Origin of the sequence: Mesorhizobium sp. M0571, assembly GCF_040320985.1 — a bacterium.
In the GTDB taxonomy this organism is placed as follows: Bacteria; Pseudomonadota; Alphaproteobacteria; order Rhizobiales; family Rhizobiaceae; genus Mesorhizobium.
Window position 1 is genome coordinate 1 of the sequence record NZ_JAMYQT010000049.1, and the last position, 26,333, is coordinate 26,333.

The following is a 26,333-nucleotide window of genomic DNA, read 5'->3' on the forward strand; positions in this document are numbered from 1 at the left end:
TTGCGAGCCGGGAACAGGCGAGATGAACTGGCCCAACATCGCGAGAGCTCTATTCGACATGGGGTATCGCGGGCCGGTGGGTCTGGAAGCCTTTGCCCAAAACGATCCTGAGGCAGCGCTGGTCGCTTTCCGGCGGGCTTTTACGCTGTGAGCCATGCGGGGATGCTCATCGGCGCGACGCGGGGCGGGCGTCATGATCAAGGGCGGCAAGCTGTCCGACCATGCTTTCCGATCCGAGCGCCGCTCGCAGATTCCTTTCAAGTTCACCTGACCTGCAGTGGAGGCTGATTATGGGCATGTATCACAACCGTCCTCATGTCGAGGATATCCGAAAGATGAAGAGGAATGGACAGAAGATCTCCATGCTCTTCGTCAGCACGCCCGACGAGGCAGCCGCCGCTGCCGCGGCAGGCATTCACATGCTCTCCATCGAGGGCCGATACTTTGACCAGGAAATGCGACAGGCAGCCGGCGACTGTTTCGTTCAGGTCGGTCTGCCTTACGGCGGCTGGGGCAGCTTTGCTGGCCGTCCGCTCGCTACGGCAGAAGACTATCTGCGTGCGGCTTTCCACTTTGCTGGCATTGGTGGCGACGCCTTCTACTGCTCCGCGTCCTACGACATCCAGAAGGCGCTCTGCGACAACCACCTCCCTGTCGTCGGGCATATCGGCCTGATCCCTTCGTACATCACCTGGACGGGTTGGCGCGCAGTCGGAAAGAGCGCGGAAGAAGCGATCCGCCTCTGGCGGCACACCCAGAAACTCGAGGAGATCGGTGTCTTCGGGGCGGAACTGGAAGTCGTGCCCGACCGGGTGGCGAAATTCCTGACCGAAAACTCGTCGCTGGTCATGCTTGGCATGGGCGCCGGCAAGTATGCGGATGCGCAATACCTCTTCACAGAGGATGTCTGCGGCTATGCCAAGAACCATAAGCCGCGGCACGGAAAGGTTTACCGAAACCTCGGCCCTGAGCTGCAGAAGATCCAGGACGAGCGCGTGGCGGCTTTCAGGGAATACAAAGCCGACGTCGATTCCGGCCGGTACCCCGGTTACGAGCACACAGTTCCGATTGGGGACGCTGACTTCGACAGCTTCATGCGAGCAGCCAAAGGGTGACACCCATGCGTGCGGGGCTATCCGATTGCTCAGGAGCGAGTGTTAGGCAAGTCGAAGTCCGCAACACGAAGGCGCCAACGCTCGCTGAACTCAAAATGCTGATTGCCAAGAGGGAGCTCATCCTTCCGGCGAAGTTGGAAACTGTCGCTCGCGTGATGTTTGCAGAGCCGGACTACGTTGCCTTCGAAAATTCTGCCTCGATCGCTCGCCGGTGCAACGTGTCAACGACAACCTTATCTCGCCTCGCTCCGCGCCTTGGCTTCAGGTCTTTTAAAGAAATGCAGAACTGCTTCCGAAATCACATCCTTGATCGAAAGGCCCAGCGCAAGCCGAGCTGATAACTCGGCTACATCGATCACTGAGAAGTCAGATCCGCGCCTTGAGCAAGCCCGCGGCCCAAAGTTCAGCTTTCTAGCCCGGCGTCCCCACAAGCTGAATTTTCCGCTTACGGCCCACAAACGCGACGGGTCAAGCGGCCTTCGGAAGGACGGCACGATAGCGGCCGTAACCCGCCTTCACGAGCAGTCTCTCGCCTCGGTGACCGCGCCCGGTGTCGTCAAATCTGCACTCCCCCTGGTCCGAAAGCGCCCTGCAGAAACGCCGCAGCGGTTCGTGCGCACATGGCCAGTGACACCGCACCTGCATCGGGGTGGCCGATGCTCCGTTCCGCCAGCGGGCGTGCGCGACCGAGCTTCGGGGCGAGCGACGATGTCGCATCAGCCGCCAGCGTCGCCGCGTTGGCAGCATGGCCCCAGGCATCCGCCAACGACTTTCCGGATGCGACACTGCTTTCCAGCGTCTCCACGAACGGCACGAGGGCGTCGACCAAAGTCTTGTCACCGATGTTCGCACCTCCTAACCGCGTCACGCCGTCTAGCGCGAGCCGCGCTCCTAGGACGACTGCCTCCGTCGTCACAGCTTCATCGTCGCTGAAGCTGCTACTCCACGACCGGAGCAGCAAGCCCCAGATCGCCCCGGACGTTCCCCCTGCCCTGTCGGCCCAGCCATCGCCGGCCGCGGCTAGTACACTCGCGGCGCCGGCACCGGCTGCCGCCGCGCCCGAAGCGGCGGCAGCCGCAGCGGCCGACCCGCGGCTCATGCCTTGCCCATGATCCCCGTCGCCGGCTACGGCGTCGATACGGCCGAGTTGCTCCTCGGCGGTGTTCAGCATCGCGGAGACCCGCTGCATCATTTTGGCAATACAGGCGCCGCTCACCTTGGACGCTTCGGAGGCCGGCCCGTAAATCGGTTGTCCTTCCGCACCATTTGGGACATCCGTGGCAGGCCTAACGGCGATCACCGCGCCTTTGCGCAGGACGGGCGCATCGCTCGGCGCGCGCCAATAGATCTCCAATTCGTCATCGAGCCACAACAAAGTCAGCGAACACCCCTGCATGTCCAAGCTGGTGACGAATTCACCGGCTTCGGGTTCGACCGCCTCGAGCCCTTCTGCCTTGAGTTCCGAAGCAATTGCCTGCCACAGCACGAAGAGTTCCTCGTACTTCGTCGAGCCGAGTCCGTTGAGCAGGGCGGCCACCCTTTTCGCTCCGGCCGGACGCTCGGAGACGAGCGTGCCGACGAGAAGTTTTGCGAGATCGGAGGCTGACGTTATGTCTTCCTCGCGAATTCCGGGTTCACCGTGAATACCCAGACCCAACGCCATCTTTCCGCCAGGAACGGTAAACAGCGGAGTAGCGGCGCCCGGTAGCGTGCATCCTTTGTAGGCCACACCGAAAGACACCGTGCGGTCGTTGGCGTGGCGGGCGATGCGCTCGACCTCGTCGATCGCCAGGCCCGATTCCGCTGCCGCACCCGCTATCTTGAACACGATGACAGTGCCGGCAATGCCGCGCCGCCTGGCAGAGGCATTCGCGGGCGCACTGGCGATGTCGTCCGTCACCGGCAGGATCCGGACATCGATGCCCTCTGCTCGCAAACGCTCCGCCGCTACGCCGAAATTCAGCACGTCGCCGGCGTAATTGCCGAAGCCGAGCAGAATTCCACCGCCTCGGTCTGCAAGCCGGCATACGCGCGCTACGGCGGCGGTCGACGGCGAGGCGAAGACATCGCCGGCAACCGCAGCATCTGCCAGGCCTGGGCCAACGTAACCCGCGAACGCGGGATAGTGCCCCGAGCCGCCTCCGACAACGAGGGAGACCTTGCCTTTCGGCACTTCGGTCGAACGCACCACACCGCCCTTGACCAAGCGAACATGCTGACCGTGGATCGCACAAAAGCCTGCCAGAGCTGCCGAAGCGAAATCTTCTGGAGCGTCGTAAATGGTGGTCATCGCGCAGTCTCCCCATTGCTTGGTACTGTCTTAGGGAGAATGCGCCTCAGATAGTCGCGGTTGGCGGCGCTGACAGACAAACCGTCGCCGCCATAGTGCTCGCAAAGGAAGGGGCTGGCAAAACCGTGGTCAAGCGCAAGGCCTATGGCGACGCGATAGTTGACGATACCCGTCTCAAGTGGGGCCGGATGCGTGATGATCGCGCCGGAAATAGGATCTTCAACGCGGGTATAATTCTTCACGTGCCAGTATTTGGCATATGGCGCGACTTTGTCGATCATCTCCAGCCAGTGCTCGACCGGCCTGTGCAGGCGAATGAGGTTGCCGACATCTGCGTTGATGCCCACATTCGACAGACCTACATCGGTGACGAAGCGAACGGAGCTTTCGGCCGTTCCGAGATAGGTGTCCTCATACATTTCGAGCGACAATTCGATGCCGAGCTCCTCCGCGTGGCGGCCGAGTTCGCGGATGCGCGCCACGGCTTTCCTCCATACCTGCGGATCGTCGGGATTCCTGACGCCATCCACCGTCCAGAACCACAGCGCCGCCTTCTGGGCATCGGTCAACGGCCCGAATAGACCGAACGACACGCAGCCGGCGCCGATCCGTGCCGCAGTCTCGATCACGCGATGGCCATAGGCGAGATGCGCATCGCCACGTTCCGGGTCGATGACGCTTCGCCGCGAGGTCGAGATCGCGGGAATCGCGAGATTGAGCGAACCTGCCAGTTTCACGAAATCATCCAGCCGTGCGGCCGAGAGATCGGCTAGCCTTAGCCAGCTGTCGGTCGGGTCGAGTTCAGTGAAGCCGGTATCCAGCACATCGGCAAGCGTGGCTCCCCACTCTTCGACACTCTGATCCTGGACGGAACGGCCGTCGCGCAAGACACTCGGATACTGGATCATGGCTGCGGCTATCGGCCAATTGTGTCTGTTCCACTTTCTCAGCGGCATACTCACGGGAACCTCCATTCATGGCGGAAAAGGCGGGGACTGTCGGAGGAGTTCAGAGCGGATTTTCGTTCGGGCCCTGTCGCAAGTCCGGCCTCGTCATTCGTCTGCGTGAGATTCCCAGTATCCACATCAGCAAGGGGGATAAGAGAAGAAGGCAGCCGATCGCCATCAGCGTGGATACGAGACCATTCGACCAGAAGATGCTTAGCTTTCCAGAAGATAACAGCATCGACTGGCGAAACGCGTCTTCTGCCTTATCCCCCAGCACCATAGCCAGAACCAGCGGAGCGAGCGGATAATCGAGTTTCTTGAAGATGTAGCCGAGCAGGCCAAACAAAACGACCATCCAGACGTCAGTGAGAGAATTGCTTACCTGGTAAGCGCCGCTGAAGATGACCGCCACGATCACCGGACCGATGATGGTAAACGGCACGCGCAGGATCGAGGCGTAAAGAGGCACGGTAGCGATCACCAATATGACCGCGACGATATTGCCGAGATACATACTTGCAATCAGACCCCAGACGAAGTCCGGACGTTCGACGAACAGCATCGGACCAGGGGTGAGACCCCAGATCATCAGGCCGCCCATCATGACCGCCGCCGTGGCAGAGCCTGGCACACCCAGGGCCAGCATCGGCAGTAGCGCCGACGTTCCCGCCGAATGGTCCGCGGTCTCCGGCGCGACGATGCCGCGCGGGTCGCCCTTGCCGAAGTTCGACTTGTCACGTGCCGAACGGCTGGCCAGGCCATAGCTCATGAAGGAGGCGGCGGTCGGACCTGCCGGCGTGATGCCCATCAGGATGCCGATGAAAATCGAGCGCAGAACCGTGAACCAATACCGCGGCAGTTCGAGCAGCGTACGGCCGACCTCTGAAATCCGGACACGAGCCTTGATGCCTTCGAAGCGCAGCCCCTCCTCAGTGGTCAAGAGGAGTTCGCCGATGCCGAACAGCCCCATCACCGCGATCAGGAAGCTGATACCCTTGATCAGCTCGGGAATGTCGAAGGTCAGGCGAAGGTTGCCTGATATCGTGTCCATGCCCACCGAAGCGAGCGCAAAACCCAGCATCATCGATACCAGCGTCTTGGACGGCGCGCTGGAGCCCATCGAGATGAAACTGGCGAAGGCGAGAAAATAGACCGCGAAATATTCGGGCGACGAGAACCGCAGAGCAAAATTCGCAACCCATCCCGAAAGCAACGTGATCATCACGACGCCTGCGAGCGCGCCGATGCCGGCGGAGACAAATGCAAGTGTCAGCGCGCGGCTGGCCTGGCCGGCCTTCGCCATCGGGTAACCGTCAAAAGTCGTGGCCACCGACGAGGGTTCGCCCGGTATGTTGAACAGGATTGAGGTCGTCGACCCCCCGAATAGAGCGCCCCAGTACATGCAGGACAGCAGGATGATTCCCGAGATCGGGTCCATCGAGAACGTCAACGGCAGCAGGAGCGATACGCCATTCGGAGCACCAAGCCCTGGCAGCACTCCCACCAGGATGCCCAGCGTGACGCCGACCATCATCAGCAGCACGTGCTGAAAGGTCAGGATATGGCCGAAGCCTTCAAAGAGCAGGCCGATGTTGCCCATTGCTGTTCCTCCCCAGGATGCTTGCTGGACCGCGGATCAATAGATACCGAACCACGCCTCGACTGGCCCTTTGAGTAGAGGAACCTTGAAGCCCACCTCGAAGACGACGAAGAAAACCGCGGCCACCGCCAGCCCCGACGGCAGAGCAATCCACCATTTGTATTTGCCCTGGAAATGCATCGCGAACGTTATGTACAGAGCAGTTCCGACATAGAGACCAAGAAAACTGGAGACTGCTGCGTAAGCGACGAGCGGCAGCAGAAAGGACGAAACCGATTTGATGCGTCGCGCATCCAGAAAGATCACCCCAAGCTTTCGATGCCGTGTCACCGCCAGCAAGATGTTCATGACACTGCCGAAGACAATCAGAAGGCCGACATAGAAGGGGAAATAGCCGGCATCTGGCCCCATTTCGGTCCAGCCGGTACCTGCCTCGGTTGAGCCGTAACACACTGCCACGCCTAACGCGGCTGTCACTGCTGCAACCACGATCTCCATTGCAAAGCGGGAGATGCCTCTCGTACCGTCGCTGCTCATGACCGATCTCCCGGTAAGGGGCGAGCGCCCGAAAGGGCGCCCGCGCGTGACTTCGAAAGATATCAGTTGGCGAGCCAACCCTCACGCTTCAGGATTTCGCTCACCGAAGCTTCATCCGACTTTATGAAATCGGCGAACTGCGCGCCGCTCATGTAGTCGGCAGACTGCGAGGTGTCGGCGAGATACTTCGCCCATTCGGGCGTCTCGGAGACTTTCTTCAGGACATTCGCGTAGAAGTCGACGACATCCTGATCTACGCCGGCGGGCAGCCACACGGTGCGAGGCATGTTGTAGTCCGCGATCGGAATGCCGGAGTCCTTGCATGTCGGAATATCGGCCCAGCTCGCGTCACCTGCGACCTTGGCATCGTTCTTCAGCCTTTGTGACTTGAAGACGCAGACGGGTTTCACCATGCCCGCCTGCCACTGGCCGAGATTTTCGCTCGGATTGTTGACATTGGCCGCAACATGCCCGCCCGCGAGTTGGACCGCAGCTTCGCCGCCACTCTTGTACGGAACGTAGCCGAGATTGGCACCAGTCGCCTCGTTGATCATGATAGTCAGGATCTGATCGGTATCCTTGGACTGGCTGCCGGCGACCTTGAATTCGCCCCCTGCTTCCTTCGCCTTTGCGACGAAATCGGCCGCCGTCTTGTAGTCCGCCTTGCCGTTGACCCAGAGAATAAACTCATCGGCGGCAAGTGCAGCCACCGGCGTCAGGTCGGCCGAAGCGTACGGCACTTTTGCACGGATCGGCAGCAGATAGGCATTGTTGGTGCCGAAGGCGAGCTTGAAATTATCGCCCTTGGCCGTCGCCGTATAGACAAAGCCCTCGGCGCCGCCGGCACTGCCTTTGTTGGTGACAATCACCGGCGCTTTCATCAAATTGTACTTGCCAATGATCGACTGGATCGTTCTGGCGAAAATGTCGGTGCCGCCGCCAGCTCCGGCCGTGACGACGAACTCGACTGGCCTGTCTGGATCGAATGCCAGCGCCGGAGTGGCCGCCCCCAGGACCGCCGCCAAGATTGTTGTAATGGATACTGAAGTTCTCATGGATACTCCTCCCTTTGAAAAAACCCGACGCGGAGACCTCCTGAAACGCCGGCATGCGTGCAGTCTAAGATTAGGCTGCCGCGGACAGGCCAGCGCTTCGCCGCGCCATGCGGGCGGCGAGCAGGACTGCCTCGCGGCTGGCGCCAACGTCGGCGATACCCTTGCCAGCGATGTCGTAGGCCGTGCCGTGCGCGGGCGTGCACAGCGGAAAAGGCAGCCCACCCATCATGGTGACGCCCTTGTCGAAGCCCATCAGCTTCATCGCGATCTGGCCCTGGTCGTGATACATGGTCAGCACAGCCTGGAAGCCTCCTTTCAGCGCCCGCAGGAAGACGGTATCGGCCGGGAATGGACCTTCTACATTCAACCCCAGCGCCTTCGCCTTTGCCACGGCCGGTTCTATGATTTCGATCTCTTCCATGCCGAAGCTGCCGCCGTCGCCAGCGTGCGGGTTGAGCCCGGCGACCGCGATGCGCGGATTGTCATAGCCAGCATCCCTGAGGCATCCGTATGTCAGTTGCAGTTCGGCCAGGATGAGATCGACCGATAGACTGGACGAAACTTCGGCAAGCGGGATGTGGGAGGTAACGCGCGCGTTCCAGACCTTGTCCAGGACGTTGAACTCGCGGACCTTGCCGGTGAAGCCGATCACATCGGCAACGAAGCGGATCTCGTCATCGTAGCCTGGATAGGCAAATCGCATCGCCTTCTTGTTGAAGGGCGTGAAGCAGACGCCATTTACCCTTCCGGCATTTGCCAGTTCCAGGGCCGTGCGGAAGTTACGGGTCGCGAATGTTCCTCCGACCAGCGTCGCCTCGCCCCGCTCCACGTCGCTCGGATCAAGATGACGTAGATCGACAAAGGTGTGTCGGCCGGAATCCGTCCCTTCCAGTCCCTCTAGCGGCACTGTTTTGATATCGACTGTCACGCCGGCAACGCGAGCGCCTTCGTCCAGAACGCGGCGGTCGCCGATCACGACGAGTTTCGCCGCTTCAAGGATTTCAGGCAGACCAACGAGCCGCGCCGTGAGTTCAGCACTTACTCCGGCTGGGTCGCCCATCGCGAGTGCCAGCACCGGACGCGAGTCAGCCTCAACCGCAGCAACCATCATTTCCTCTCCGTTTCACCCTGCATACATGGCGCAGCAGTCTGCATCAAGTCTTTTGTATGCTGTATGCAGCCTTTTTAATTTCTTGACGCCATCTTCGGGAGACTCCATGCTGCGGCGACAAAAGAATCGACGCGTGGACTGCTTTGAGTCTTCCGATTGGGGTGCAGATTTGATGGACGAGGCCATTCCCGTCGAACGCCAGCGGAGCGCCGCAGGTCCGATTCAACGCACCGTGCTTCACGAAACCATCGTCAACCATCTGCGCGACATGATCATCGAGGGCGACCTCGCTCCCGGCACCCGTCTTCATGAGGGCCAACTGGGTGAACAACTGGGCGTCTCGCGCACGCCGCTGCGGGAAGCGATCAAATACTTGGCCAGTGAGGGCCTGGTCGAATTGGTGCCAAGCAGAGGGGCAGTCGTGAAGCGTTTCGGCGCCAAGGAAGTTCAGGACATGCTGACCGTCTTGCAGGCAATGGAGGAGCTAGCCGGAAGGTTGGCTTGCGATGTCGGTTCGGACGGGGGAATCGCCGCAATTCGGGCAACCCATGACGAAATGATCCGATGCTACGAAGCCAAGGATCGAATGCAATATTACAAACTGAACCAGCAGATCCATTCCATGATCGTTGCGTTGTCGGGCAATACGACGCTGATCGATATCCATGGTACGTTGCAGACGCGATTGAAGCGCATCCGCTTCGTTGGCCATGAGGGTCCGGAGAATTGGGCTGCCGCCGTAGGCGAGCATAATGAAATGATCGTTGCACTGGAGCTGCGCGACAAGGAACGGCTTTCGGAGGTTCTAGGACGTCACCTGCGAAAGGCGTGGGAGCGCGTCCGGCCGCTTCTGTGAAGTGGTGTCGCTGGATCGGCTATACGCCCACCTGAAACACGCGATCTGCCTGCGCAACGGCACTCTGCGGTAGGACATTGTGCGTTCACATATGACCGCATGGTCGACGCTACGCTTGCCGGTGCATCGTGCGTACGCCTAGCCGTGTTGGTCTGCTTCAGAGCGGTGCAAGCGGTCCGAAAATCATCGGACCCGTCGATATGGGTGATGTATTGCGGCTGCCGGGTTTCTGGCCCGCAGCGGTCAGCCGCACCGCGTCCTCGATTCCGGCGTCGATCCTTGCGCGAAGACCCTTGTCGAGCGCTTCCACGTGTCCTTTCTTTCGAACCACGCGGGCAAGATAATGGTGCGCGATTGGCAATGGAAATCGATTTCAATCGCATGCCCTCCAACCGCTCCTGCCGGCGAGTAATGAGGATGCCGGCAATTTTTCGGCCGCGACCTCGCAGGAACCATATCGTCGGCATCTGACAAGACGGCCGCTGTCTGCAGCGGCTTAATGGCCATGCTCGTCATGCTTCGGCAAAGTCAGCCCAAAAACCCGCACCAGATCGCTGACCTGGTCGGGCGAAAGGTAGCGGGGGTTGAGGCCGCGCAACAGCAGATAGAGTTTTGCAGTCTCCTCCAGCTCTTCGGTGGCGAATACGGCCGCCTCGAGCGTTTCGCCCGCGACCACGGGACCGTGGTTTGCCAGCAGCACCGAGGAGTAGCGTCCGGCAAGGCCCTTGATCGCATCCGCGACGGCCGGGTCCCCGGGGCGGAAGTAGGGAACCAGCGCCGTCTGGCCGGCCCGCATCAGGTAGTATGGCGTCATTGGCGGCAGCGCGGCCCGTGGATCCACTTCGGGCAGCATGGTGAGAGCGACGGCGTGTGTCGAGTGCAAGTGCACGATGGCGCGGGCGCTTGGCCTCGTCTCGTAGAGAGCGGTGTGCAGAGGGATTTCCTTCGTCGGGGCATCGCCCGAGACAAGTTTTCCCTGTGCGTCGAGGCGGGCAATGCGGGCGGGATCGAGAAATCCCAACGAAGCATTGGTGGGTGTGACCAGCCAGCCTCCGTCATCCAGCCGCAGGCTGATATTGCCTGACGATCCCGGCGTCAGACCGCGCTCGAACAGCGAACGCCCGAAGCGGCAGATCTCTTCCCTCAACCTCGTGTCGGTCATGTCGTGGCTCCCTCGACTAGCTCGAACCCGAGATCGACCACCGTCGGTGGTCCGTCAGAGCAGACGAGCCGCGCCCCCATCTCCCCTACGGCGACGCGGGGTGTGAGAATAGTCGACAGCGGCTGCGGGGCGCTGCGCGCCACGTCGAGACCATTATAGCCGAAGATCGCCAGCCGGTCTGGGATGGTGATGCCGCGGGTGAGGCAGTGGAAATAGCCGCCGATCGCCATGTCGTCGTTGGAGAAGTAGACAGCGTCCAAATTCGTGCTGCGCTCCAGCAGGCGCGCCAACCCGTCGCGCCCAGCTTGGATCGAAGACGAGGCAGGAATGATTTCTTCTCCGGCGAGATCGAGGCCGGTCTCGCCAAGTGCCGAGCGAAATCCTGCGAAGCGTTTGGCGGCGCGCAGGTCGCGATTAAGGTCATGGCCGACATAGCCGATCTGCCGGTAGCCGCGCGAAACCAGATGGCGCGCGGTAGTGCGTCCCGCCTCGCGGTTGGAAAAGCCGACGACGATGTCGATACCCTGGCCGTCGGTATCGAGCAGTTCGGCCACGCGGATACCAGAGTTGCGCAGCATTGCGCTCGCGCGCTCGGTGTGTTCGAGCCCCGCCACCATGACGCCGGCGGGGCGCCAGCTCAGCAGCGACTCGATGAGGCTCTCTTCGCGTCCTAACTCGTAATCGGTTACCGCGATGACTGGTTGAAAGCCGGCGCCGACGAGGACTGTGTTCGCCCCTCGCAGCATGTCCGGAAAGACGATGTTGCTGAGCGAGGGGATGACAATCCCGACAAGCCTGGAACCCGTGGAAGCCAGCGTTCCGGCAATGCGGTTCGGCACATAGCCGAGGGTTGTCGCGGCAATGAGAACGCTCTCGCGCGTCTTTGCCGAGAAGGATCCATGCCCGCGCAGCACGCGCGAGGCAGTACTCTCGCCAACACCGGCTGCGCGCGCGACGTCGGTGAGGGTAATCATCGGCACCGCTCCCATCCCTCGGCTATTGGGTCGACCATTTCCAAGCACCTAATCCACGCCGCCTCTGAGCTATCTGGCCGCCCTCAGTTTTGGCACGTCGCAGCAGCCAACTCAACCAAATTTTGGCAGCGCTGCCATTTTTAGGTTGGCAGCGCTGCCAATCCATGTTATCTTGCAATGCAAGCGCTGCCAAAAGTGAGGTTAAGTGGCGCGAAAACTAGTGAAGAACGCGCCCTCAATCAGGGAGGAAATGAAATGACGGTGCTCACCCCAACGCTGTCGGCTGAAACAACGGCAGGAATCGAGACCCGAAGAATCGCCTACAGCAAGGTCTTCTGGCGCATCGTGCCGTTTCTGATGTTGTGCTACGTGGTCGCCTATCTAGACCGCGTCAATGTCGGCTTCGCCAAGCTCGACATGTCCGCCGAACTCGGCTTCAGCGAAACGGTCTACGGCCTCGGTGCCGGCATCTTCTTCATCGGCTATTTCCTGTTTGAGGTGCCGAGCAACATCATCCTGCACAAGGTCGGTGCGCGCATGTGGATCGCGCGTATCATGATCACCTGGGGTTTGATCTCGGCAGGCTTCATGTTCGTCGAATCGGCTCCCATGTTCTATCTCCTGCGCTTCCTGTTGGGCGTCGCAGAGGCAGGCTTCTATCCAGGGATAATCCTTTTCCTGACCTACTGGTATCCTTCGCACCGGCGCGCCAAGATCATCGCTGTCTTCATGTCCGCAATTCCGATATCCGGCATCTTCGGCAACCCGCTTTCCGGCTGGATCATGGATTCGTTCCACGGCGATAGCGGTCTTGCCGGCTGGCAGTGGATGTTCCTCATCGAGGCGGTTCCCGCCGTCCTGCTTGGCATCGCCGTCTTCTTCTTCCTCGACAATGGCATCCGTGACGCCAAGTGGCTTAGCGAAGCGGAAAAGCGGGTGCTCGAAGAGGAGATCGAGCGCGAGGAACGCCACAAGGAGAAAGCGCATTCAGTCGGCGGGGTATTCCGCGACGGCCGCATCTGGCTGATGTGCCTCATCTATTTCTGCTTCGTGATGGGCCAATACGGGCTGACGTTCTGGATGCCGACCCTGGTCAAGGCGACCGGCGTCACCGGCAATCTCAACATCGGGCTGATCAGCGCCATCCCATTCATCTGTGCCGTCGTCACCATGAACCTGTTCGGTCGCAGCGCCGACTGGCACCGCGAGCGCCGCTGGCACCTGGTCGTGCCGGCGCTGCTTGGAGCCGTCGGCTTCATCGTCGCCGCGACATCCTCGAATCCGACGATCGCCATCGCGTTCCTATCGCTGGCAGCGGCTGGAGCGATCACCTGCGCGCCGCTCTTCTGGTCTTTGCCGACAGCCTTTCTGGGGGGAACCGGCGCCGCAGCGGGCATCGCGCTGATCAATTCAGTAGGCAATCTGGCCGGCTTCGCCAGCCCTTACCTTGTGGGCTACCTCAAGGACCTGACCGGGACGACGCACGTCGCCATGTACGCGCTCGCCGCCATCCTCGTGGCCGGCGCGATCCTGGTGCTGACGACGCCGGCCAAGCTGGTCAACAAGTGACCCGATCGAAGCAAAATGGAGTTTCCATGATGACTGTTCAGGCTGCGCAAAAGGAAAGCCCCATTATGACCAGCGCGACCCGGGTCGCAGTGATCGGCCTCGGCTCGATGGGATTCGGGATGGCCCAGTCGCTCAAGCGGGCCGGATTCGAGGTGACCGGCTTCGACATCGACGATGCGGCGGTTCAGCGCTTCGTCGCCGAAGGCGGGCTGGGTGCCTCGACCCCCGCTCAGGCGGCTCAGGATGCGGATGTCGTGGTGTCTGTCGTGGTCAACGCCGCGCAGACTGAAGCCATCCTCTTCGGCGCGGGCGGCGTTGCCGAGACACTGGCCGAGGGGACGGTCTTCGTCTCCTCGGCCACGATGGATCCCGATGTCGCGCGCAAATTGGCCGGGCGCCTGGGGGCGATAGGCGGACTCTATCTCGACGCGCCGATCAGCGGCGGCTCGGTTCGCGCGGCGGACGGTGCGCTGACCATTCTCGCCTCGGGCTCAGTTCCCGCCTTCGCCAAGGCGCGGCCCGTGCTCGATGCCATGGCTGCCAAGGTCTACGAACTGGGCGAAGAGCCGGGCGTCGGCGCGGCTTTCAAGATGATCAACCAGCTGCTCGCTGGCGTGCACATCGCCGCAGCGAGCGAAGCCATCGTGTTTGCCGCCCGCCAGGGGCTAGACCTCCGCAAGGTCTACGAGGTGATTACGGCCTCAGCCGGCAACTCCTGGATGTTCGAGAACCGGGTGCCGCACGTGCTCGACGGGGACTACACGCCGCGAAGCGCGGTCGACATCTTCGTCAAGGATCTCGGCATCATCCAGGACATGGCCCGCAGCGCCAAATTCCCGGTACCGGTTGCAGCCGCCGCGCTGCAGATGTTCCTGATGACGTCGGCTGGCGGAATGGGACGCGACGACGATGCCTCGGTCGCCCGGGTCTACGCACGCGTCACCAACATCGATCTGCCCGGCGCAACGCAACCCTGACCAGGAACGGATGACCATGCCTCGCTTCGCCGCCAATCTGACTATGATGTTCAACGAATGGCCGTTCCTCGACCGATTCGACGCGGCCGCAGCCGCCGGATTCACGGCGGTAGAGTTCCTGTTCCCTTACGAGCACACGCCGGAAGCGATCGGCGAGCGCCTCGCGCGGAACGGTCTGACCCAGGCCTTGTTCAATCTCCCGCCGGGCGATTGGGCTGCAGGCGAACGCGGCCTTGCTGCGTTGCCCGAGCGCTTCGATGAGCTAAAGGCGGGTGTCGAGGCTGCGCTCTCTTACGCCGAAGCCACCGCTGCACAGCGGCTCCATCTCATGTCCGGGCTCGGCTCGCGCGAGGACAAGGGCGCCGTCGATGCCTATCGAAAAGCTGTGACCTGGACCGCCGAAAAACTGGCGGATAGGGGCATGGACCTGGTGATCGAACCGATCAATGGCCGCGACATGCCGGGCTATTTTCTGAACGACTTCGCCTTTGCTGAATCGCTGATCCACGATCTTGCGCTGCCCAATCTCAAGCTTCAGTTCGACATCTACCACCGTCAGATCCTGCATGGGGATGTCACGATGGCCCTACGGAGCCTGTTGCCGATTATCGGCCACATCCAGATCGCAAGCGTGCCCTCCAGGCACGAACCCACCAGTGAAGAACTTGACGATCGATTCATCTTCGCGGAGCTGGACCGGCTGGGCTATGGCGGTTTTGTCGGCTGCGAATATCTTCCCAAGGCCAAGACGCTTGACGGCCTCGGCTGGTTCGCCTCCTTTGCCGGGGAGCACACCCGGCTCTCAAAAGCCGTCGGAGCCCATCCATGACCCTCGCGCTTGGCTGCATCGCAGACGACTATACCGGCGCATCAGACTTGGCGAACACCTTGGCGAAACAAGGCTTGCGTACGGTTCAGACCATCGGGATTCCATCAGCTGACCTGCCGCTACCCGAAGTCGACGCTATCGTCATCTCGCTGAAAATCCGTTCGGTCGCCGCATCCGATGCGGTTGAACGTGCCCGCGCCGCCCACGATTGGTTCCGCGCCCGCGGCGCGGCGCACGTGATGTATAAGATCTGCTCGACCTTCGACTCTACCGATGCGGGCAATATCGGCCCTGTTCTGGATGCCTTGCGCGCTGATGCCCTCGAAACATCGGTCCTGGTGACGCCGGCCTTTCCTGAAACCGATCGCACCGTCTACAAGGGCAATCTATTTGTCGGTGCGGTTCCGCTGAATGAGAGCTCGCTCCGGGATCATCCTCTCAATCCCATGCGCGATGCCAATCTGGTACGCGTGCTGGCTCGACAGTCTACCGGGGCAGTCGGGCTTGTCGAACTCGCTACCGTGGCTCAGGGAGCGGATGCAATCCGCACCAGACTAGAACAGCTTTCTGCTTGCGGGACCGGAGCAGCTATCGCCGACGCCGTCTTCGAGACCGACCTCGAAGCAATCGGCGCTGCCGCGCTGACCCAACGCCTGTCAGTCGGAGCGTCCGGGTTGGGATTGGGCCTCGCCCGCGCACTGATCGCCGCTGGCACCGCACGGCGCCAACAAAGGGTAACTCTTCGTGAACACCCGATCGGAGGTCCGGCAGCGTGCCTTGCCGGCAGCTGCTCACGGGCGACGCTGGCGCAGATTGCAAGAGCGGAACAGTCGATGCCGGTCTTAAGACTCGATCCGGAAAAATTGGTAAGCGGATCGGCAGAAGCACAACGCGCGCTCGATTGGGCGGCCGGGCGATTGGCCGAAGGCCCGGTCCTTATCGCCAGCAGCGCGCCGACCGAAGTGGTTTCCGCGCTTCAGGTGCGTTACGGACGTGACCCCGCCGGTCATGCGATCGAGCAATCCCTTGCGACCATCGCCGAAGGTCTGATTGCACTCGGTGTCCGCAGACTGGTCGTCGCGGGGGGTGAGACATCCGGCGCGGTCGTAGATCGGCTAGCCATTCCTGCATTCGAGACAGGCCCCGAGATCGCCCCGGGCGTACCCGTGCTGCGAACGCTTGGAAGTCCGCATGGCGAAATGGCGCTGGCCCTCAAATCAGGCAATTTCGGTGGCGAAGGTTTCTTTGCGGACGCCTTGGCCATCATAGCGTGAGCGCCAATCGCGCAATTGGCTGTCCCGCTTGTCGGACCTCCCGCTAGCCTGGAGTGAATGCCGATGGGGTGGGTGATCAGGCCGCTGACGTCCAGCAGGCCCTGCAACAGGGCGATCATCCTCACGATCGGCGGGGCACCTCCGGACGAAGCACATGGTCCGTCTAAATGTGCTACAGAGTTCAGCGGCGAGCAAGTTGGCAGCGACAGCCTCGGCCTGGGCGGATGTGCCGGCCGCCATGCATCAAAGAGGCGCAGTCGCCGGTCGTCCAGATGCAGTCCACAGACGTCCTGCTCATGGGCCGCAGGTGCAGCTGGGCTTCACAGCGGCAAACCGAGCGTGTTTTCAGCGCGACAACTCCGGCATCGATGCTTACGTCCGCCAGTCGGCGTGCCGACATTGATCAGTCCGTGCGCCCACCTTGGCGAGTGTGTTGGGGATATCACCGGAACCGGTGAAATTGTCGACGATGACGACGATCCTCATTCCTTGTGATCGCCCGTCTCATGATCGCTTGCCCGCTGGCGCCAGAACATCGTCGTCAGCTGATCGAGATGCGCTCGCATCGCCTGTTCGGCGCGGTCGGGGTCGCGTGCCGCGATGCCCTCATAGATGGCGTGGTGCGCTTCATACGCCGTCTGTTCCTGACCGTCGGCAGCCAACGTGACAATGCGCTGTTCCTTCAGCCATTCCGAAATCTGGTCGTGCAGGGCGACGAAGACGAGGTTGCGGGCAATACGGGCAAGCTCGAAGTGAAAGGCGATGTCGGTGCTGGTGAACCGGTCACGGTCGCCGATCGCCAGCCGGTTGGCTTCCAGCGCCTCACGCAACGAGTCCAGATCTTCAGCTGTCGCCGTGCGGGCTGCTTCGCGGGCGAGGCCGACTTCGAAGAACATGCGTGCGCCCTGAAAGGAGCGCTGCCCTTCTTCGGTCGACAGCATCTGCCTGACCGCCGGTGCCATTCCGGTGAAGATATGGCTGGCGGTCGGCATCAGGACCTTGGCGCGGGCGCCATTGGTGAGTTCGACGAGGCCGGCCTTCTGCAGCGAGATCAGTGCTTCGCGAATGGCCGGGCGGCCAACGCCGAAGCGCGATTGCAGGTCCCGCTCGGGCGGCAGCTGGTCTCCGGGTTTGAGTTTGCCGGAGAGGATCTGTCCCTCGAGATGTGTCGCCACATGCTCGAAGAGCTTCTTTCGTTCTATGATTAGCGGGTCGACCATAGACCTTTCATACCATCATGCTTGACAACCATGCAACAGCTTGCAATGCTGAAAACACAAGATTGAAAAAAGCGGGAAGACAAGGCCGGGCTCCATGAGCATCGGCTAGCGCCGGTTTGCAGTGGTCCTCAAGGCAAGCTCCGCCCTCTGCAAATCAACTTGCTTTGAGACGGCGATTGCGATCGCCAAGGGGAGGAAGATGCATGAAAATCGCCATTCTGGGCGGCGGCGGAGCTATGGGCGGGATATTCGGTGGATATCTGGCCCGCGCCGGCAATGACGTCACGCTGATCGACGTCTCCAAGGCGGCCGTGACGGCGATCAACGACAACGGGCTGACCATCGAGGAAAAGGATGGTTCGCAGCCGGTGATAAAGGTGTCTGCAAGCGAGAATCCCGCAAGCGTCGGGCCGGTCGATCTCATCATCAATTTCGTCAAGTGCTATCACACCGAAGCTGCCGTTCGGGCTGCAGCACCCATGATCGCAGGGGATACCGCCGTGCTCAGCCTGCAGAATGGCTGGGGCAATGCACCGCGCATCGCGTCGATCGTCGGCGAAGACCGCGTGCTGGTCGGCCTGACCTACCATGGCGGCACGCTGCTGGCGCCGGGCCGTGTCAAGCATCCCGGCTCCGGCATGACCTATATCGGCGAGCTGACCGGCAAACCGACCGACCGGCTCGGCAGGGTGATCGAGACTTTCCGCGCGGCGCAGATCGAGACGACCCAGTCTGACCGGATCCTCGACGAGGTCTGGAAGAAGCTGGCGCTGAACGCCTGCACACTACCGGTCGCCGGGCTACTGCATTTCATGTCGCATGAACTCGTCGCCTTCGACGGCACCAAGAGCTTGATGTCATCAATCCTTCGAGAGGTCGTGGCCGTTGCAAACGCACAGGGCATCGCACTCGACTATGACGAACGCTGGGCTGCGATCACCGGCCTGCTGGAGAAGGCGATCGGCGGCAAGGCGTCGATGCTGCAGGATGTCGAGGCAAAGCGGCAGACCGAGATCGAGGTCATCAACGGAGCCATTGTCGATGCAGGCAAGCGCACCGGTGTAGCCACACCCGTCAACGAAACCATGGTCTGGATGATCCAGGCCAAGCAGGCCCATTACCTCCAGGTCAAGGCTCAATAGGGCCATGGCGCCAAGGCTCGAAATCAAAGGTCTTTCCAAGTTCTTCCCCGGTGTGCGGGCGCTTGATGACGTTTCGATGAGCGTCGAGGGTGGTGAGATCCGTGCACTGCTCGGCGAAAACGGCGCCGGCAAGTCGACTCTCGGCAAGATTGTCGCCGGTGTCTATTCGCGCAACCAGGGCAGCATCCTTGTCGATGGCGCCGAAATCGCGGAGCTCGACGAGAAAGCCGCTGGCGACCTCGGCATCGGTATCGTGCACCAGGAAGGCTCGCTCGTTCCGCAGCTCTCTGTTGCCGAGAACATCTTCGCCGGCCGTCAGCCGACGCAGTGGCTAGGTCAGGTCGATGTTCGCGCCATGCGCTATCGTGCAAGGATGCTTATCGCGCAGCTTGGCGTCACCATCGATCCGGCACTGAAGGTGTCGACCCTTTCACCGGCGCAGGCCCAGATCGTCGAGATCGCCAAGGCGCTGTCGCGGGACCTCAGGATTTTGATCCTCGACGAGCCGACAGCAGCACTCACCCTTACCGAAACAGAAAAACTGTTCGATGTGGTGCGTCGACTGGCAGGCAATGGCGTTTCGATAATCTACGTTTCGCACCGTCTCGCCGAGATTTTCACGCTTTGCCATTCGGTGACGGTGCTCAAGGACGGCAGACATGCTGGAACACGCCGGGTTGCCGAAACCACGACCGACGAGCTGATCCGCCTGATGGTCGGACGTGACGTGCATTTTTCGCGCGCGGCGGCAGGCCGAACGATCGGCGACATCGTGCTCGAAGCCGAAAGCGTCGATGCACCGCCTCTGGTGCGGTCGGCATCGATCACCGTACGGGCCGGCGAGATCGTCTGTCTCGCCGGGCTCATCGGTTCGGGTCGCAGCGAATTCTGCGAGGCGATCTTCGGCGCACGCCGCAGGCGGGGCGGCTCGATCCGGATCGGCGGCAAGGCGATCGATCCGAAAGGCCCCTGGGACGGCAAGCACGCCGGCATCGGCATGGTCCCGGAAGACCGCAAGGCGGCTGGCCTGTTCCTTGGCATGGACATCGTCAACAACGTCGCCGCGACAGTTCTCTCCAAGGTCTCCACAGGCGCGAATTTTTCTAACCGCAAGGCCGAGGCGTTGGCCAAGAATTTCGTCGACGAGCTGCGCATCGCGACACCGAGCGTCCACCAGATCGTCGGCAATCTCTCGGGCGGCAACCAGCAGAAAGTGCTGCTGGCCAAATGGCTGGCGATGGAGCCGCGCCTGCTGATCGTCGACGAGCCGACACGCGGCGTCGATGTCGGAGCCCGCTCCGAAATCTACCGTTTGCTGCGGGCGCTCGCCGACAAGGGCGTCGCCCTGCTCGTCGTGTCCTCGGACCTGCCCGAGGTGCTGGCGCTTGCCGACCGCATCGCCGTGATGGCGGAAGGCAGGACCGTCGGCGAACTGCCGGGCGACGGGGCAAGTGAGGAACAGGTGCTGCGCCTGGCCACCAAATACACCGCTTCGGTGGCCGAGGTCCGCAAACAACCAGGAATGGCAGAGGCGTGATGGCGATGCAGGTCACACAACCAATGGCCGAGAATGCCGAGCAGCGGCGCGAAATCCTTTTTGTGCGCGTCGTGCGGCGCCTGGCCGATTCTCGGGAGTTGACACTTTTCGTGCTCGTCATCGCGCTCGCGCTGGCGATGAGCATCGTCTACCCGAACAATTTCCCCACCGCCTCCAACATGCGCGCAGTGCTGCTCAACCTCGCCCCCGTCGGCATTCTCGTCTGCGGCATGATGCTGTTGATGATCGGCGGCACCTTCGATCTGTCCGTCGGCTCGACACTCGCCTTCTCCGGTGTCTGGGCCGCCGTCGTCGCCGGGTGGTGGGGCTGGCCGGCGGAGGTTGCGGTTCTCGTCGGCATTCTGGTTGGCGCACTATGCGGCCTGATCAATGGCCTGATCGTCACCCGCATCGGCATCAATGCGCTCATCGCGACCCTCGGCACGCTCACCATCTACCGCAGCCTGACCTATGTCACCGCCGGCACTGGCGTCACGCCAATCACTGATGCGTTCGCCCAATACGGCCGCGCCGCCGATCCGCTGCTCAGGATCCAGTCGCCTTTCTGGGCGATGCTGGTGCTGGTGCTCATTGGTGGCTGGCTGGTGGCCCGGACGCGTTTCTTCCGACAGTTCTATTTCATCGGCGGCAATCCTCGAGCCGCCCAGCTTTCGGGCATTCGCGTCGACCGGCTCATACTGATCGGCTTCATCATCATGGGCGCGCTGGCCGGCCTTGCCGGCGTCCTCGGCGCGGCGCGTCTTAACAGCGCCGTCGTCAACGCCGGCGTCGGCATCGAGCTCAAGGTCATCACCGCCACTGTGCTCGGAGGAGCGAGCCTGAAAGGCGGCGAAGGCACGATCCTCGGCGGCATTCTCGGCGTGCTTTTCATCGCGCTGATCGAGAACGCCATGATCATCAATGCGATCGGTGTGTTCTGGCAAGGGCTGGTGGTGGGTCTGGTCCTGCTGTTTGCCGTCTCGCTCGATCGTTTCAAGACCAGCGGCCGCGCCTGATCTCAGGCGAGGACGGGAGGAGGATTCGGACAACCGGATGACATGCAGGAACTGAGAATACAAAAAACATCAGGAGGAAACGGGCATGAAATCGATAGTGAGAACGATACTTTCCGGCGCAGCGCTCGCGGCCACGGCATTGCTCTATATTTGTCCGGCAAGCGCGCAGGAGTCATCCTTCGGGCCGGCCGACGCCAAGGAGACGTATTACTGGATTTCCAACAAGGCCAACCTGCCGCTCTTCGTGCAATATGACTATGTCGGCATGAAGCGGATCGCCGAAGAACTCGGCGTGAAGGTGATCGTCGCCGGGCCGACCGATTTCGACGTGCCGGGCTTCATCTCCGCTGTCGATCAGGTCTGCGCGCAGAAGCCGAACGGTGTCTCCGTCGTCGGCGGCTGGGATCCGTCACTGACCGAATCCGTCAAGAAGTGCATGGAGCAAGGCGTGCCGACCGTTGTCGACGACGGCGATCTGCCTAACTCCGGCCGCCTCGCCTATATCGGCACGAACTGGACACAGGTCGGCGTGGCGCAGGCCAAGAAACTCATGGAAATGCTGCCGAACGGCGGCAAGGTTGCCTCGATGTCGATCATCAACGCCGGCAACATGCGTGAAGCGGTGGCCGGCTTCAAAGCCTATGTCGAAGCCAATGGCGGCGGCAAATACACCATCGTCGCCAATGAGGACGACGGTGGCGATGCGCAGAAGGCGGCGCAGGTGACGGCGGCGATCCTTGCCGCCCATCCAGACATTGCCGGGCTGGCCGGTTTCGATTCCGAATCAGGTGCCGGCATCGTAACGGCACTGCGTGAAGCTGGCAAAAATCCGGGCGACATCAAGGTGACCGCCATGGAGCAGACGCCAGACTTCTTCAAGTCGGCGAAGGAAGGCTGGGTCGACGGCATCGTCGTGCAGAACCGGGAGCTGTTCATCTACTACGCTGTGAAGCTCCTGCATGACTACAACCACAACACCTTGAAGTCGGCCGGTCTTTCGTCAGCCGAAGGTGGCCGTCCGATTCCAGACACGCTGGATACTGGCGTGCTGCTGGTGACCAAGGACAACGTCGACAAGGTGCTGACCGCGCTGAAGGTGAAGTAGGCTGGACTCGGATATCGAAGAGCCTTGGTTCAAGGCTCGCACGGCGTCCGGGGGCCTATGATCTCCCGCCGCCGGACGACCTCCTGAATCTCATCGTGACAGAAAGCCATGTCGGATACCGCAACCCAGAACGAGCCGCAGATTCCAGAGGACGTGGACATCCACGATCCGGCGTTCGTGCGCGATCCGTTCGCCGCATATGATCGGTTGCGTCGTGAGTGTCCGATCGCCCGCTCCAACAAGCATGGCGGCTTCTGGCTGATGACCCGCTATGACAACGTGCGCGCCGGCGCCATCAACTGGCGCGACTATACATCGAGCGTCGCGGGCGTTACCGCGATCCCGGTCATCACGCCGCGTACCGAGCCGATGCTGCCGATCGAGATCGATCCGCCACGCCATTCCCGCTACCGGGCCCTGGTCAATTCGGTGTTCACGCCGGAACGGGTCGCAGAGATCACGCCGCGCATCGGAAACCTCGCTGCCTCGATCCTTGGACGCATGGCAGACAAGGGCAGCGCCGATGCCGTGGCCGAATTCTGTGTGCCGGTCGCGATCGCCTCGCTTGCCGCCTTCACCGACGTCCCGCTGGCTGATTCCGAACGCTGGCTCGGCTGGATCACCAAAATGTTCGACGTCAGCGATCCCATTGCCGGCGCGGCTGCGAGCCGCGAACTCGTTGCCTATATCGACGGGCTGATAGCGGCGCGCCGGACAGCACCGACCGGCGACTTCATCAGCATGCTGATGGCCGCCGAGATCGATGGCGAAAGTCTCGACGACGGCCAGATACGATCCTTCATGACCGTGGTTTTCGGCGCCGGTTTCGAGACCACCGCCGACGGCCTCTCGGTCATGCTGCATTGGCTCGCCGAAAATCCGGGCAGCTTGGCGCGGCTGGTGGCAGAGCCAAGCCTGATCCCGACGGCGGTCGAGGAATTCCTGCGCTTTTTCGCGCCGATCCAGATTTTCGGCCGCAACGCCGCGCGCGACCTGTCCGTGCACGAGCGCCGAATAAAGGCCGGCGACATCGTCGCCTTGGGCTTCGGCTCCGCCAACCGCGATCCGGCGGCGTTCGAGGCGCCGGACGAACTGCGCCTGGATCGAAAGCCGAACAGGCATCTCACCTTTGGCGCAGGGCCGCATCTATGCGCTGGCGCCGGCGTCGCCCGCATGGAATTCGCAGTAACACTTGAGGCGTTGATCGAGGCCGGAATTGGCCTTGCGCTCGACCCGGCGGTCGCGCCGCGCTGGAAGACCAGGGGCGATCGGCGCGGTTTTGCAAGGCTGCCCCTGCTCATCGAAAAGAAGAAGGCGGATTGACCATGACCCATCCAACCACCCGCATGCGCTTCCATGGTGTCGCCGCTTACGAAATCCTGACACGCGACGGATTGCGCATCCTGTGCGATCCGTTCCTGGATCAGAATCCGGGCGCGGCGACAAAGTCGACCGAGTTCGATCATGTCGATCTGGTCATCGTCAGCCATGCGGCCTTCGACCACCTCGGCGACACCGACAAGATCGCCGCCAAATATGGCTGTCCAATCGTCTGCGGCGGCGAGGTCAAGGCCTGGCTGATGGACCGCGGCATTCCGGCCAACCAGATCCGGGCCACCACCTGGGGCATCCGGGTCAAGGTCGCAGGCATCGAGATCCAGCCGCTCGAATGCCATCACTGGTCACAAATCAGGCTGAAGGACAATTCCTTCATTTCCGGCGTGCCGATGGCCTTCATCGTCTACGCCGACGACAATCTGCGCTTCTACCACTACGGCGATACGGCCATCTTCTCGGACATCAAGCTGCAGGCCGAGCTCTACAAGCCGAATGTCGGCTGCATAGGCATCGCCAACCCGCAGGAGATCCTGCATCTCAATCCGATGCCGGGCGAAATGCTGACCGGCGAGATGAGCCCGTATGAAGGAGTGCTTGCCACGCAATGGCTGGGCCTCGAGACGGTGCTCCCTTGCCACTACATCAAGCTCGATGACGACAAGGACGTTGCCGAATACATGAAGCACCATCGCGCGGCCAAGGCTCGCGGTGAAGCGATTGCCGATCCCTATCTGCTGCGTGCCGGCGATTGGATCGAATTCGACCGCAACGGCAAGGTCGTGCGGCCGGCCAAGGCGGCCTGACGCGATGCTTGCAGCGATCTTTGACGGCCCCTTTTCGATCCGCATGGCCGAGGTGCCGAAGCCGGAGCCGCAAGCGGGAGAGGTGCAGGTTCGCGTCAGGGCTGCCGGGCTTTGCGCCGGCGATCTCTACATCTACACCGGCAAGAATCCCTACGTGACCTATCCAAGGATCGGCTGCCACGAGATTGCCGGCGTCGTCGAAGCCTATGGCGTCGGCACCACCGGTCCTGCAATCGGCACACGCGTCGTCGTCGACCCGTTCATCGGTTGCGGACACTGCTATCCCTGCCGGATCGGCAAGCGAAACTGCTGTGCCAATCTCACCATTGTCGGCGTCCATCGCGAAGGCGGCTTCGCCGATTTCGTGACGGCGCCAGTTCAGAATCTCAATGTCGTGCCGGAGACGCTCACCGACTTCGAGGCGGCGTTCGCCGAGCCGGTGGCCATCGGCGTGCAGGGCTGCCGCCGCGGCATGGTAACCTCGCAAGATACGGTGCTCGTGCTTGGCGCCGGACCGATCGGGCTGGCGATCGTCGAAGTGGCCCGCGCCGCCGGTGCAAAGGTCTACGCCACAGATCTCTCGGCCGAGCGCCTATCGACCGCGGCCGACCTCGGCGCCATACCGGTCGCCGGCGGAGCCGGCCTTCTGGAACGCGTGCACGAAATCACCAACGGCGAAGGCATGCCGGTGGTGATGGAAGCGACGGGAGCCGCACCAGCGATGGAAGAGACCATCGATCTCGTAGCCGCCGGCGGACGCATCGTCATTCTCGGCCTAGTCAAGAAGGGCCAGGGTATCACCTTCCCCGGCCTCGACTTCACCCGCAAGGAAGTGACGATCCTCGGCTCGCGTGCCTCGGTCGAGTGCTTTCCCGAGGCACTAGCCCTGCTCGCCTCCGGCAAGATCCATTACCCGAAGATCGCAAGTTCTTTCGCACTCGGCGAAGCACCGGATGTCTTCCAGAAACTCGCAGAAAATCCAATGGCCCTGCACAAGGCCGTATTCCTTCCGGAGGACTAGATGAAGCTCGTTACTTTCTCCCATCGCAAAGGAGGCCATGCCCATCATGCCGGCGTGCTCGACGGCGATCACGTCGCGTGCCTGACAGAGGCTGGCATCGTCGGCAGCGTGATGGAGATCGTGCTAGGCGGCAAAAAGATGCTGGATCAAATCCGTGGTGGCGTCGCCAAGGCGCCGCGCTATGCGTTGACCGATGTCACGCTCGAAGCCCCTATCCGACCAGGCAAGGTGCTGTGCTCCGGCATCAACTACAAGGGCCACGCCGAGGAAAACCCCAACGCGAAAATGCCGACCGAGCCGTTCTTCTTCACCAAGCTGCCGACCTCGGTTGTCGGACCCGACGTTCCGGTCGAAAAGCCGGTCAGGACCGAGCAGATGGATTACGAGGTGGAGTTCTCGGCCGTCATCGGCAGGAAGCTGCACAAGGCGAAGGAAGCCGACGTGATGCCGGCGATCTTCGGCTACACGCTGCTCAACGACATTTCGGCACGCGACGTTCAGTTCAAAGACAACCAGATCACCATCGGCAAGAACTTTGCCGGCTTCTCGCCGATCGGTCCGTGCATCGTGACATCAGACGCGATGCCGCATCCCGACAATGTTGCGCTGAAGACGCGGCTGAACGGCAAGACGCTGCAGGACGGCAGCACGTCGGACTGGCTGTTCTCGTTGCCGCTGCTGGTTTCCTTCCTGTCGCAATATATTCCGCTCGAACCCGGCGACATCGTCTCGACGGGAACGCCGGCAGGCGTCGGCATCTTCCAGAAGCCGCCGATCTTCATGAAGGCCGGCGACGTCGTCGAGATCGAAGCCGAGGGTATCGGCATCGTCAGAACACCGATCGTTGCGGGATAA

The 26,333-nt window shown here is 61.7% G+C and carries 24 protein-coding genes; 14 read left to right on the top strand and 10 right to left on the bottom strand.

Features of this window, described 5'->3' with window-relative positions; all coding sequences use genetic code 11:
• Positions 1–290 precede the first annotated feature (290 nt).
• Positions 291–1,115, top strand: coding sequence for a 3-methyl-2-oxobutanoate hydroxymethyltransferase (locus tag NKI85_RS31330; protein ID WP_352779974.1), 825 nt, complete (start codon positions 291–293; stop codon positions 1,113–1,115).
• A gap of 556 nt (positions 1,116–1,671) precedes the next feature.
• Here the strand turns inward: NKI85_RS31330 and NKI85_RS31335 are convergent.
• The 6 genes from NKI85_RS31335 to NKI85_RS31360 form a co-directional block, all read right to left on the bottom strand.
• Complete coding sequence (locus NKI85_RS31335; protein WP_352779976.1) at positions 1,672–3,405, bottom strand: dihydroxyacetone kinase family protein; 1,734 nt, start codon at positions 3,403–3,405, stop codon at positions 1,672–1,674.
• The gene (locus NKI85_RS31340) at positions 3,402–4,361 is read right to left on the bottom strand and encodes a sugar phosphate isomerase/epimerase family protein (RefSeq protein WP_352779987.1); all 960 of its coding nucleotides are present in this window, start codon (positions 4,359–4,361) and stop codon (positions 3,402–3,404) included. The genes NKI85_RS31335 and NKI85_RS31340 overlap by 4 nt, the downstream gene beginning before the upstream one ends.
• Positions 4,362–4,413: 52 nt before the next feature.
• Positions 4,414–5,952 carry a tripartite tricarboxylate transporter permease gene (locus NKI85_RS31345; protein WP_352530647.1) on the bottom strand — a complete coding sequence of 513 codons (1,539 nt, stop codon included), beginning with the start codon at positions 5,950–5,952 and terminating at the stop codon, positions 4,414–4,416.
• A gap of 36 nt (positions 5,953–5,988) precedes the next feature.
• A complete protein-coding gene (locus NKI85_RS31350) occupies positions 5,989–6,489 on the bottom strand; it encodes a tripartite tricarboxylate transporter TctB family protein (protein ID WP_352530645.1) in 501 nt (166 codons plus the stop codon).
• 62 nt (positions 6,490–6,551) lie between these two features.
• On the bottom strand, positions 6,552–7,544 hold the full coding sequence (locus tag NKI85_RS31355; RefSeq protein ID WP_352530643.1) for a Bug family tripartite tricarboxylate transporter substrate binding protein: 993 nt from the start codon (positions 7,542–7,544) through the stop codon (positions 6,552–6,554).
• Positions 7,545–7,614: 70 nt separating this feature from the next.
• Positions 7,615–8,652, bottom strand: coding sequence for a 4-hydroxythreonine-4-phosphate dehydrogenase PdxA (locus NKI85_RS31360; RefSeq protein ID WP_352779979.1), 1,038 nt, complete (start codon positions 8,650–8,652; stop codon positions 7,615–7,617).
• 175 nt (positions 8,653–8,827) lie between these two features.
• Here NKI85_RS31360 and NKI85_RS31365 point away from each other — a divergent pair, with 175 nt between their 5' ends.
• Complete coding sequence (locus NKI85_RS31365) at positions 8,828–9,511, top strand: GntR family transcriptional regulator (protein ID WP_352530655.1); 684 nt, start codon at positions 8,828–8,830, stop codon at positions 9,509–9,511.
• 157 nt (positions 9,512–9,668) lie between these two features.
• Here the strand turns inward: NKI85_RS31365 and NKI85_RS31370 are convergent, their stop codons facing one another.
• The 3 genes from NKI85_RS31370 to NKI85_RS31380 form a co-directional block, all read right to left on the bottom strand.
• On the bottom strand, positions 9,669–9,821 hold the full coding sequence (locus NKI85_RS31370; RefSeq protein ID WP_352530641.1) for a hypothetical protein: 153 nt from the start codon (positions 9,819–9,821) through the stop codon (positions 9,669–9,671).
• A gap of 186 nt (positions 9,822–10,007) precedes the next feature.
• Complete coding sequence (otnC, locus tag NKI85_RS31375) at positions 10,008–10,673, bottom strand: 3-oxo-tetronate 4-phosphate decarboxylase (protein ID WP_352530639.1); 666 nt, start codon at positions 10,671–10,673, stop codon at positions 10,008–10,010.
• Entirely contained in the window at positions 10,670–11,647 is a 978-nt protein-coding gene (locus tag NKI85_RS31380; protein ID WP_352530637.1) for a LacI family DNA-binding transcriptional regulator, read from the bottom strand. Before NKI85_RS31380 ends, otnC begins: the two co-directional genes overlap by 4 nt.
• Positions 11,648–11,902: 255 nt before the next feature.
• Here NKI85_RS31380 and NKI85_RS31385 point away from each other — a divergent pair, with 255 nt between their 5' ends.
• From NKI85_RS31385 to otnK, 4 genes are all read left to right on the top strand, one after another.
• Positions 11,903–13,216, top strand: coding sequence for an MFS transporter (locus NKI85_RS31385; RefSeq protein ID WP_352530635.1), 1,314 nt, complete (start codon positions 11,903–11,905; stop codon positions 13,214–13,216).
• A gap of 65 nt (positions 13,217–13,281) precedes the next feature.
• Entirely contained in the window at positions 13,282–14,193 is a 912-nt protein-coding gene (ltnD, locus tag NKI85_RS31390) for an L-threonate dehydrogenase (protein ID WP_352779982.1), read from the top strand.
• A gap of 16 nt (positions 14,194–14,209) precedes the next feature.
• Positions 14,210–15,022: a 2-oxo-tetronate isomerase gene (otnI, locus tag NKI85_RS31395; RefSeq protein WP_352530633.1), complete on the top strand. Its 813-nt coding sequence runs from the start codon at positions 14,210–14,212 to the stop codon at positions 15,020–15,022.
• Positions 15,019–16,296 carry a 3-oxo-tetronate kinase gene (otnK, locus tag NKI85_RS31400; RefSeq protein ID WP_352530631.1) on the top strand — a complete coding sequence of 426 codons (1,278 nt, stop codon included), beginning with the start codon at positions 15,019–15,021 and terminating at the stop codon, positions 16,294–16,296. Before otnI ends, otnK begins: the two co-directional genes overlap by 4 nt.
• A gap of 482 nt (positions 16,297–16,778) precedes the next feature.
• Here the strand turns inward: otnK and NKI85_RS31405 are convergent, their stop codons facing one another.
• Positions 16,779–17,516, bottom strand: a complete 738-nt coding sequence (locus NKI85_RS31405) for an FCD domain-containing protein (protein ID WP_352530629.1) — start codon at positions 17,514–17,516, stop codon at positions 16,779–16,781.
• Positions 17,517–17,719: 203 nt separating this feature from the next.
• Between NKI85_RS31405 and NKI85_RS31410 the strand changes: the two genes are divergently transcribed.
• The 8 genes from NKI85_RS31410 to NKI85_RS31445 all read left to right on the top strand — a co-directional run bounded on the left by NKI85_RS31410 (position 17,720) and on the right by NKI85_RS31445 (position 26,333).
• Positions 17,720–18,658, top strand: a complete 939-nt coding sequence (locus NKI85_RS31410; RefSeq protein ID WP_352530627.1) for a ketopantoate reductase family protein — start codon at positions 17,720–17,722, stop codon at positions 18,656–18,658.
• A gap of 4 nt (positions 18,659–18,662) precedes the next feature.
• On the top strand, positions 18,663–20,195 hold the full coding sequence (locus tag NKI85_RS31415) for a sugar ABC transporter ATP-binding protein (RefSeq protein ID WP_352530625.1): 1,533 nt from the start codon (positions 18,663–18,665) through the stop codon (positions 20,193–20,195).
• Positions 20,196–20,200: 5 nt separating this feature from the next.
• The gene (locus tag NKI85_RS31420; protein WP_352779985.1) at positions 20,201–21,211 is read left to right on the top strand and encodes an ABC transporter permease; all 1,011 of its coding nucleotides are present in this window, start codon (positions 20,201–20,203) and stop codon (positions 21,209–21,211) included.
• Positions 21,212–21,296: 85 nt separating this feature from the next.
• Positions 21,297–22,316 carry a substrate-binding domain-containing protein gene (locus tag NKI85_RS31425; RefSeq protein ID WP_352530621.1) on the top strand — a complete coding sequence of 340 codons (1,020 nt, stop codon included), beginning with the start codon at positions 21,297–21,299 and terminating at the stop codon, positions 22,314–22,316.
• Positions 22,317–22,424: 108 nt separating this feature from the next.
• The gene (locus NKI85_RS31430; protein ID WP_352530619.1) at positions 22,425–23,639 is read left to right on the top strand and encodes a cytochrome P450; all 1,215 of its coding nucleotides are present in this window, start codon (positions 22,425–22,427) and stop codon (positions 23,637–23,639) included.
• A gap of 2 nt (positions 23,640–23,641) precedes the next feature.
• Positions 23,642–24,457, top strand: coding sequence for an MBL fold metallo-hydrolase (locus NKI85_RS31435; RefSeq protein ID WP_352530617.1), 816 nt, complete (start codon positions 23,642–23,644; stop codon positions 24,455–24,457).
• 4 nt (positions 24,458–24,461) lie between these two features.
• On the top strand, positions 24,462–25,478 hold the full coding sequence (locus NKI85_RS31440) for a zinc-binding alcohol dehydrogenase family protein (RefSeq protein ID WP_352530615.1): 1,017 nt from the start codon (positions 24,462–24,464) through the stop codon (positions 25,476–25,478).
• A complete protein-coding gene (locus tag NKI85_RS31445; protein ID WP_352779986.1) occupies positions 25,479–26,333 on the top strand; it encodes a fumarylacetoacetate hydrolase family protein in 855 nt (284 codons plus the stop codon).

Excerpts from the sequence above, each read along its gene's own strand:
- NKI85_RS31330 (WP_352779974.1), top strand. The coding sequence starts at position 291 with ATGGGCATGTATCACAACCGTCCTCATGTCGAGGATATCCGAAAGATG.
- NKI85_RS31335 (WP_352779976.1), bottom strand. The coding sequence starts at position 3,405 with ATGACCACCATTTACGACGCTCCAGAAGATTTCGCTTCGGCAGCTCTG.
- NKI85_RS31340 (WP_352779987.1), bottom strand. The coding sequence starts at position 4,361 with ATGCCGCTGAGAAAGTGGAACAGACACAATTGGCCGATAGCCGCAGCC.
- NKI85_RS31345 (WP_352530647.1), bottom strand. The coding sequence starts at position 5,952 with ATGGGCAACATCGGCCTGCTCTTTGAAGGCTTCGGCCATATCCTGACC.
- NKI85_RS31350 (WP_352530645.1), bottom strand. The coding sequence starts at position 6,489 with ATGAGCAGCGACGGTACGAGAGGCATCTCCCGCTTTGCAATGGAGATC.
- NKI85_RS31355 (WP_352530643.1), bottom strand. The coding sequence starts at position 7,544 with ATGAGAACTTCAGTATCCATTACAACAATCTTGGCGGCGGTCCTGGGG.
- NKI85_RS31360 (WP_352779979.1), bottom strand. The coding sequence starts at position 8,652 with ATGGTTGCTGCGGTTGAGGCTGACTCGCGTCCGGTGCTGGCACTCGCG.
- NKI85_RS31365 (WP_352530655.1), top strand. The coding sequence starts at position 8,828 with ATGGACGAGGCCATTCCCGTCGAACGCCAGCGGAGCGCCGCAGGTCCG.
- otnC (WP_352530639.1), bottom strand. The coding sequence starts at position 10,673 with ATGACCGACACGAGGTTGAGGGAAGAGATCTGCCGCTTCGGGCGTTCG.
- NKI85_RS31380 (WP_352530637.1), bottom strand. The coding sequence starts at position 11,647 with ATGATTACCCTCACCGACGTCGCGCGCGCAGCCGGTGTTGGCGAGAGT.
- NKI85_RS31385 (WP_352530635.1), top strand. The coding sequence starts at position 11,903 with ATGACGGTGCTCACCCCAACGCTGTCGGCTGAAACAACGGCAGGAATC.
- ltnD (WP_352779982.1), top strand. The coding sequence starts at position 13,282 with ATGACCAGCGCGACCCGGGTCGCAGTGATCGGCCTCGGCTCGATGGGA.
- otnI (WP_352530633.1), top strand. The coding sequence starts at position 14,210 with ATGCCTCGCTTCGCCGCCAATCTGACTATGATGTTCAACGAATGGCCG.
- otnK (WP_352530631.1), top strand. The coding sequence starts at position 15,019 with ATGACCCTCGCGCTTGGCTGCATCGCAGACGACTATACCGGCGCATCA.
- NKI85_RS31405 (WP_352530629.1), bottom strand. The coding sequence starts at position 17,516 with ATGGTCGACCCGCTAATCATAGAACGAAAGAAGCTCTTCGAGCATGTG.
- NKI85_RS31410 (WP_352530627.1), top strand. The coding sequence starts at position 17,720 with ATGAAAATCGCCATTCTGGGCGGCGGCGGAGCTATGGGCGGGATATTC.
- NKI85_RS31415 (WP_352530625.1), top strand. The coding sequence starts at position 18,663 with ATGGCGCCAAGGCTCGAAATCAAAGGTCTTTCCAAGTTCTTCCCCGGT.
- NKI85_RS31420 (WP_352779985.1), top strand. The coding sequence starts at position 20,201 with ATGCAGGTCACACAACCAATGGCCGAGAATGCCGAGCAGCGGCGCGAA.
- NKI85_RS31425 (WP_352530621.1), top strand. The coding sequence starts at position 21,297 with ATGAAATCGATAGTGAGAACGATACTTTCCGGCGCAGCGCTCGCGGCC.
- NKI85_RS31430 (WP_352530619.1), top strand. The coding sequence starts at position 22,425 with ATGTCGGATACCGCAACCCAGAACGAGCCGCAGATTCCAGAGGACGTG.
- NKI85_RS31435 (WP_352530617.1), top strand. The coding sequence starts at position 23,642 with ATGACCCATCCAACCACCCGCATGCGCTTCCATGGTGTCGCCGCTTAC.
- NKI85_RS31440 (WP_352530615.1), top strand. The coding sequence starts at position 24,462 with ATGCTTGCAGCGATCTTTGACGGCCCCTTTTCGATCCGCATGGCCGAG.
- NKI85_RS31445 (WP_352779986.1), top strand. The coding sequence starts at position 25,479 with ATGAAGCTCGTTACTTTCTCCCATCGCAAAGGAGGCCATGCCCATCAT.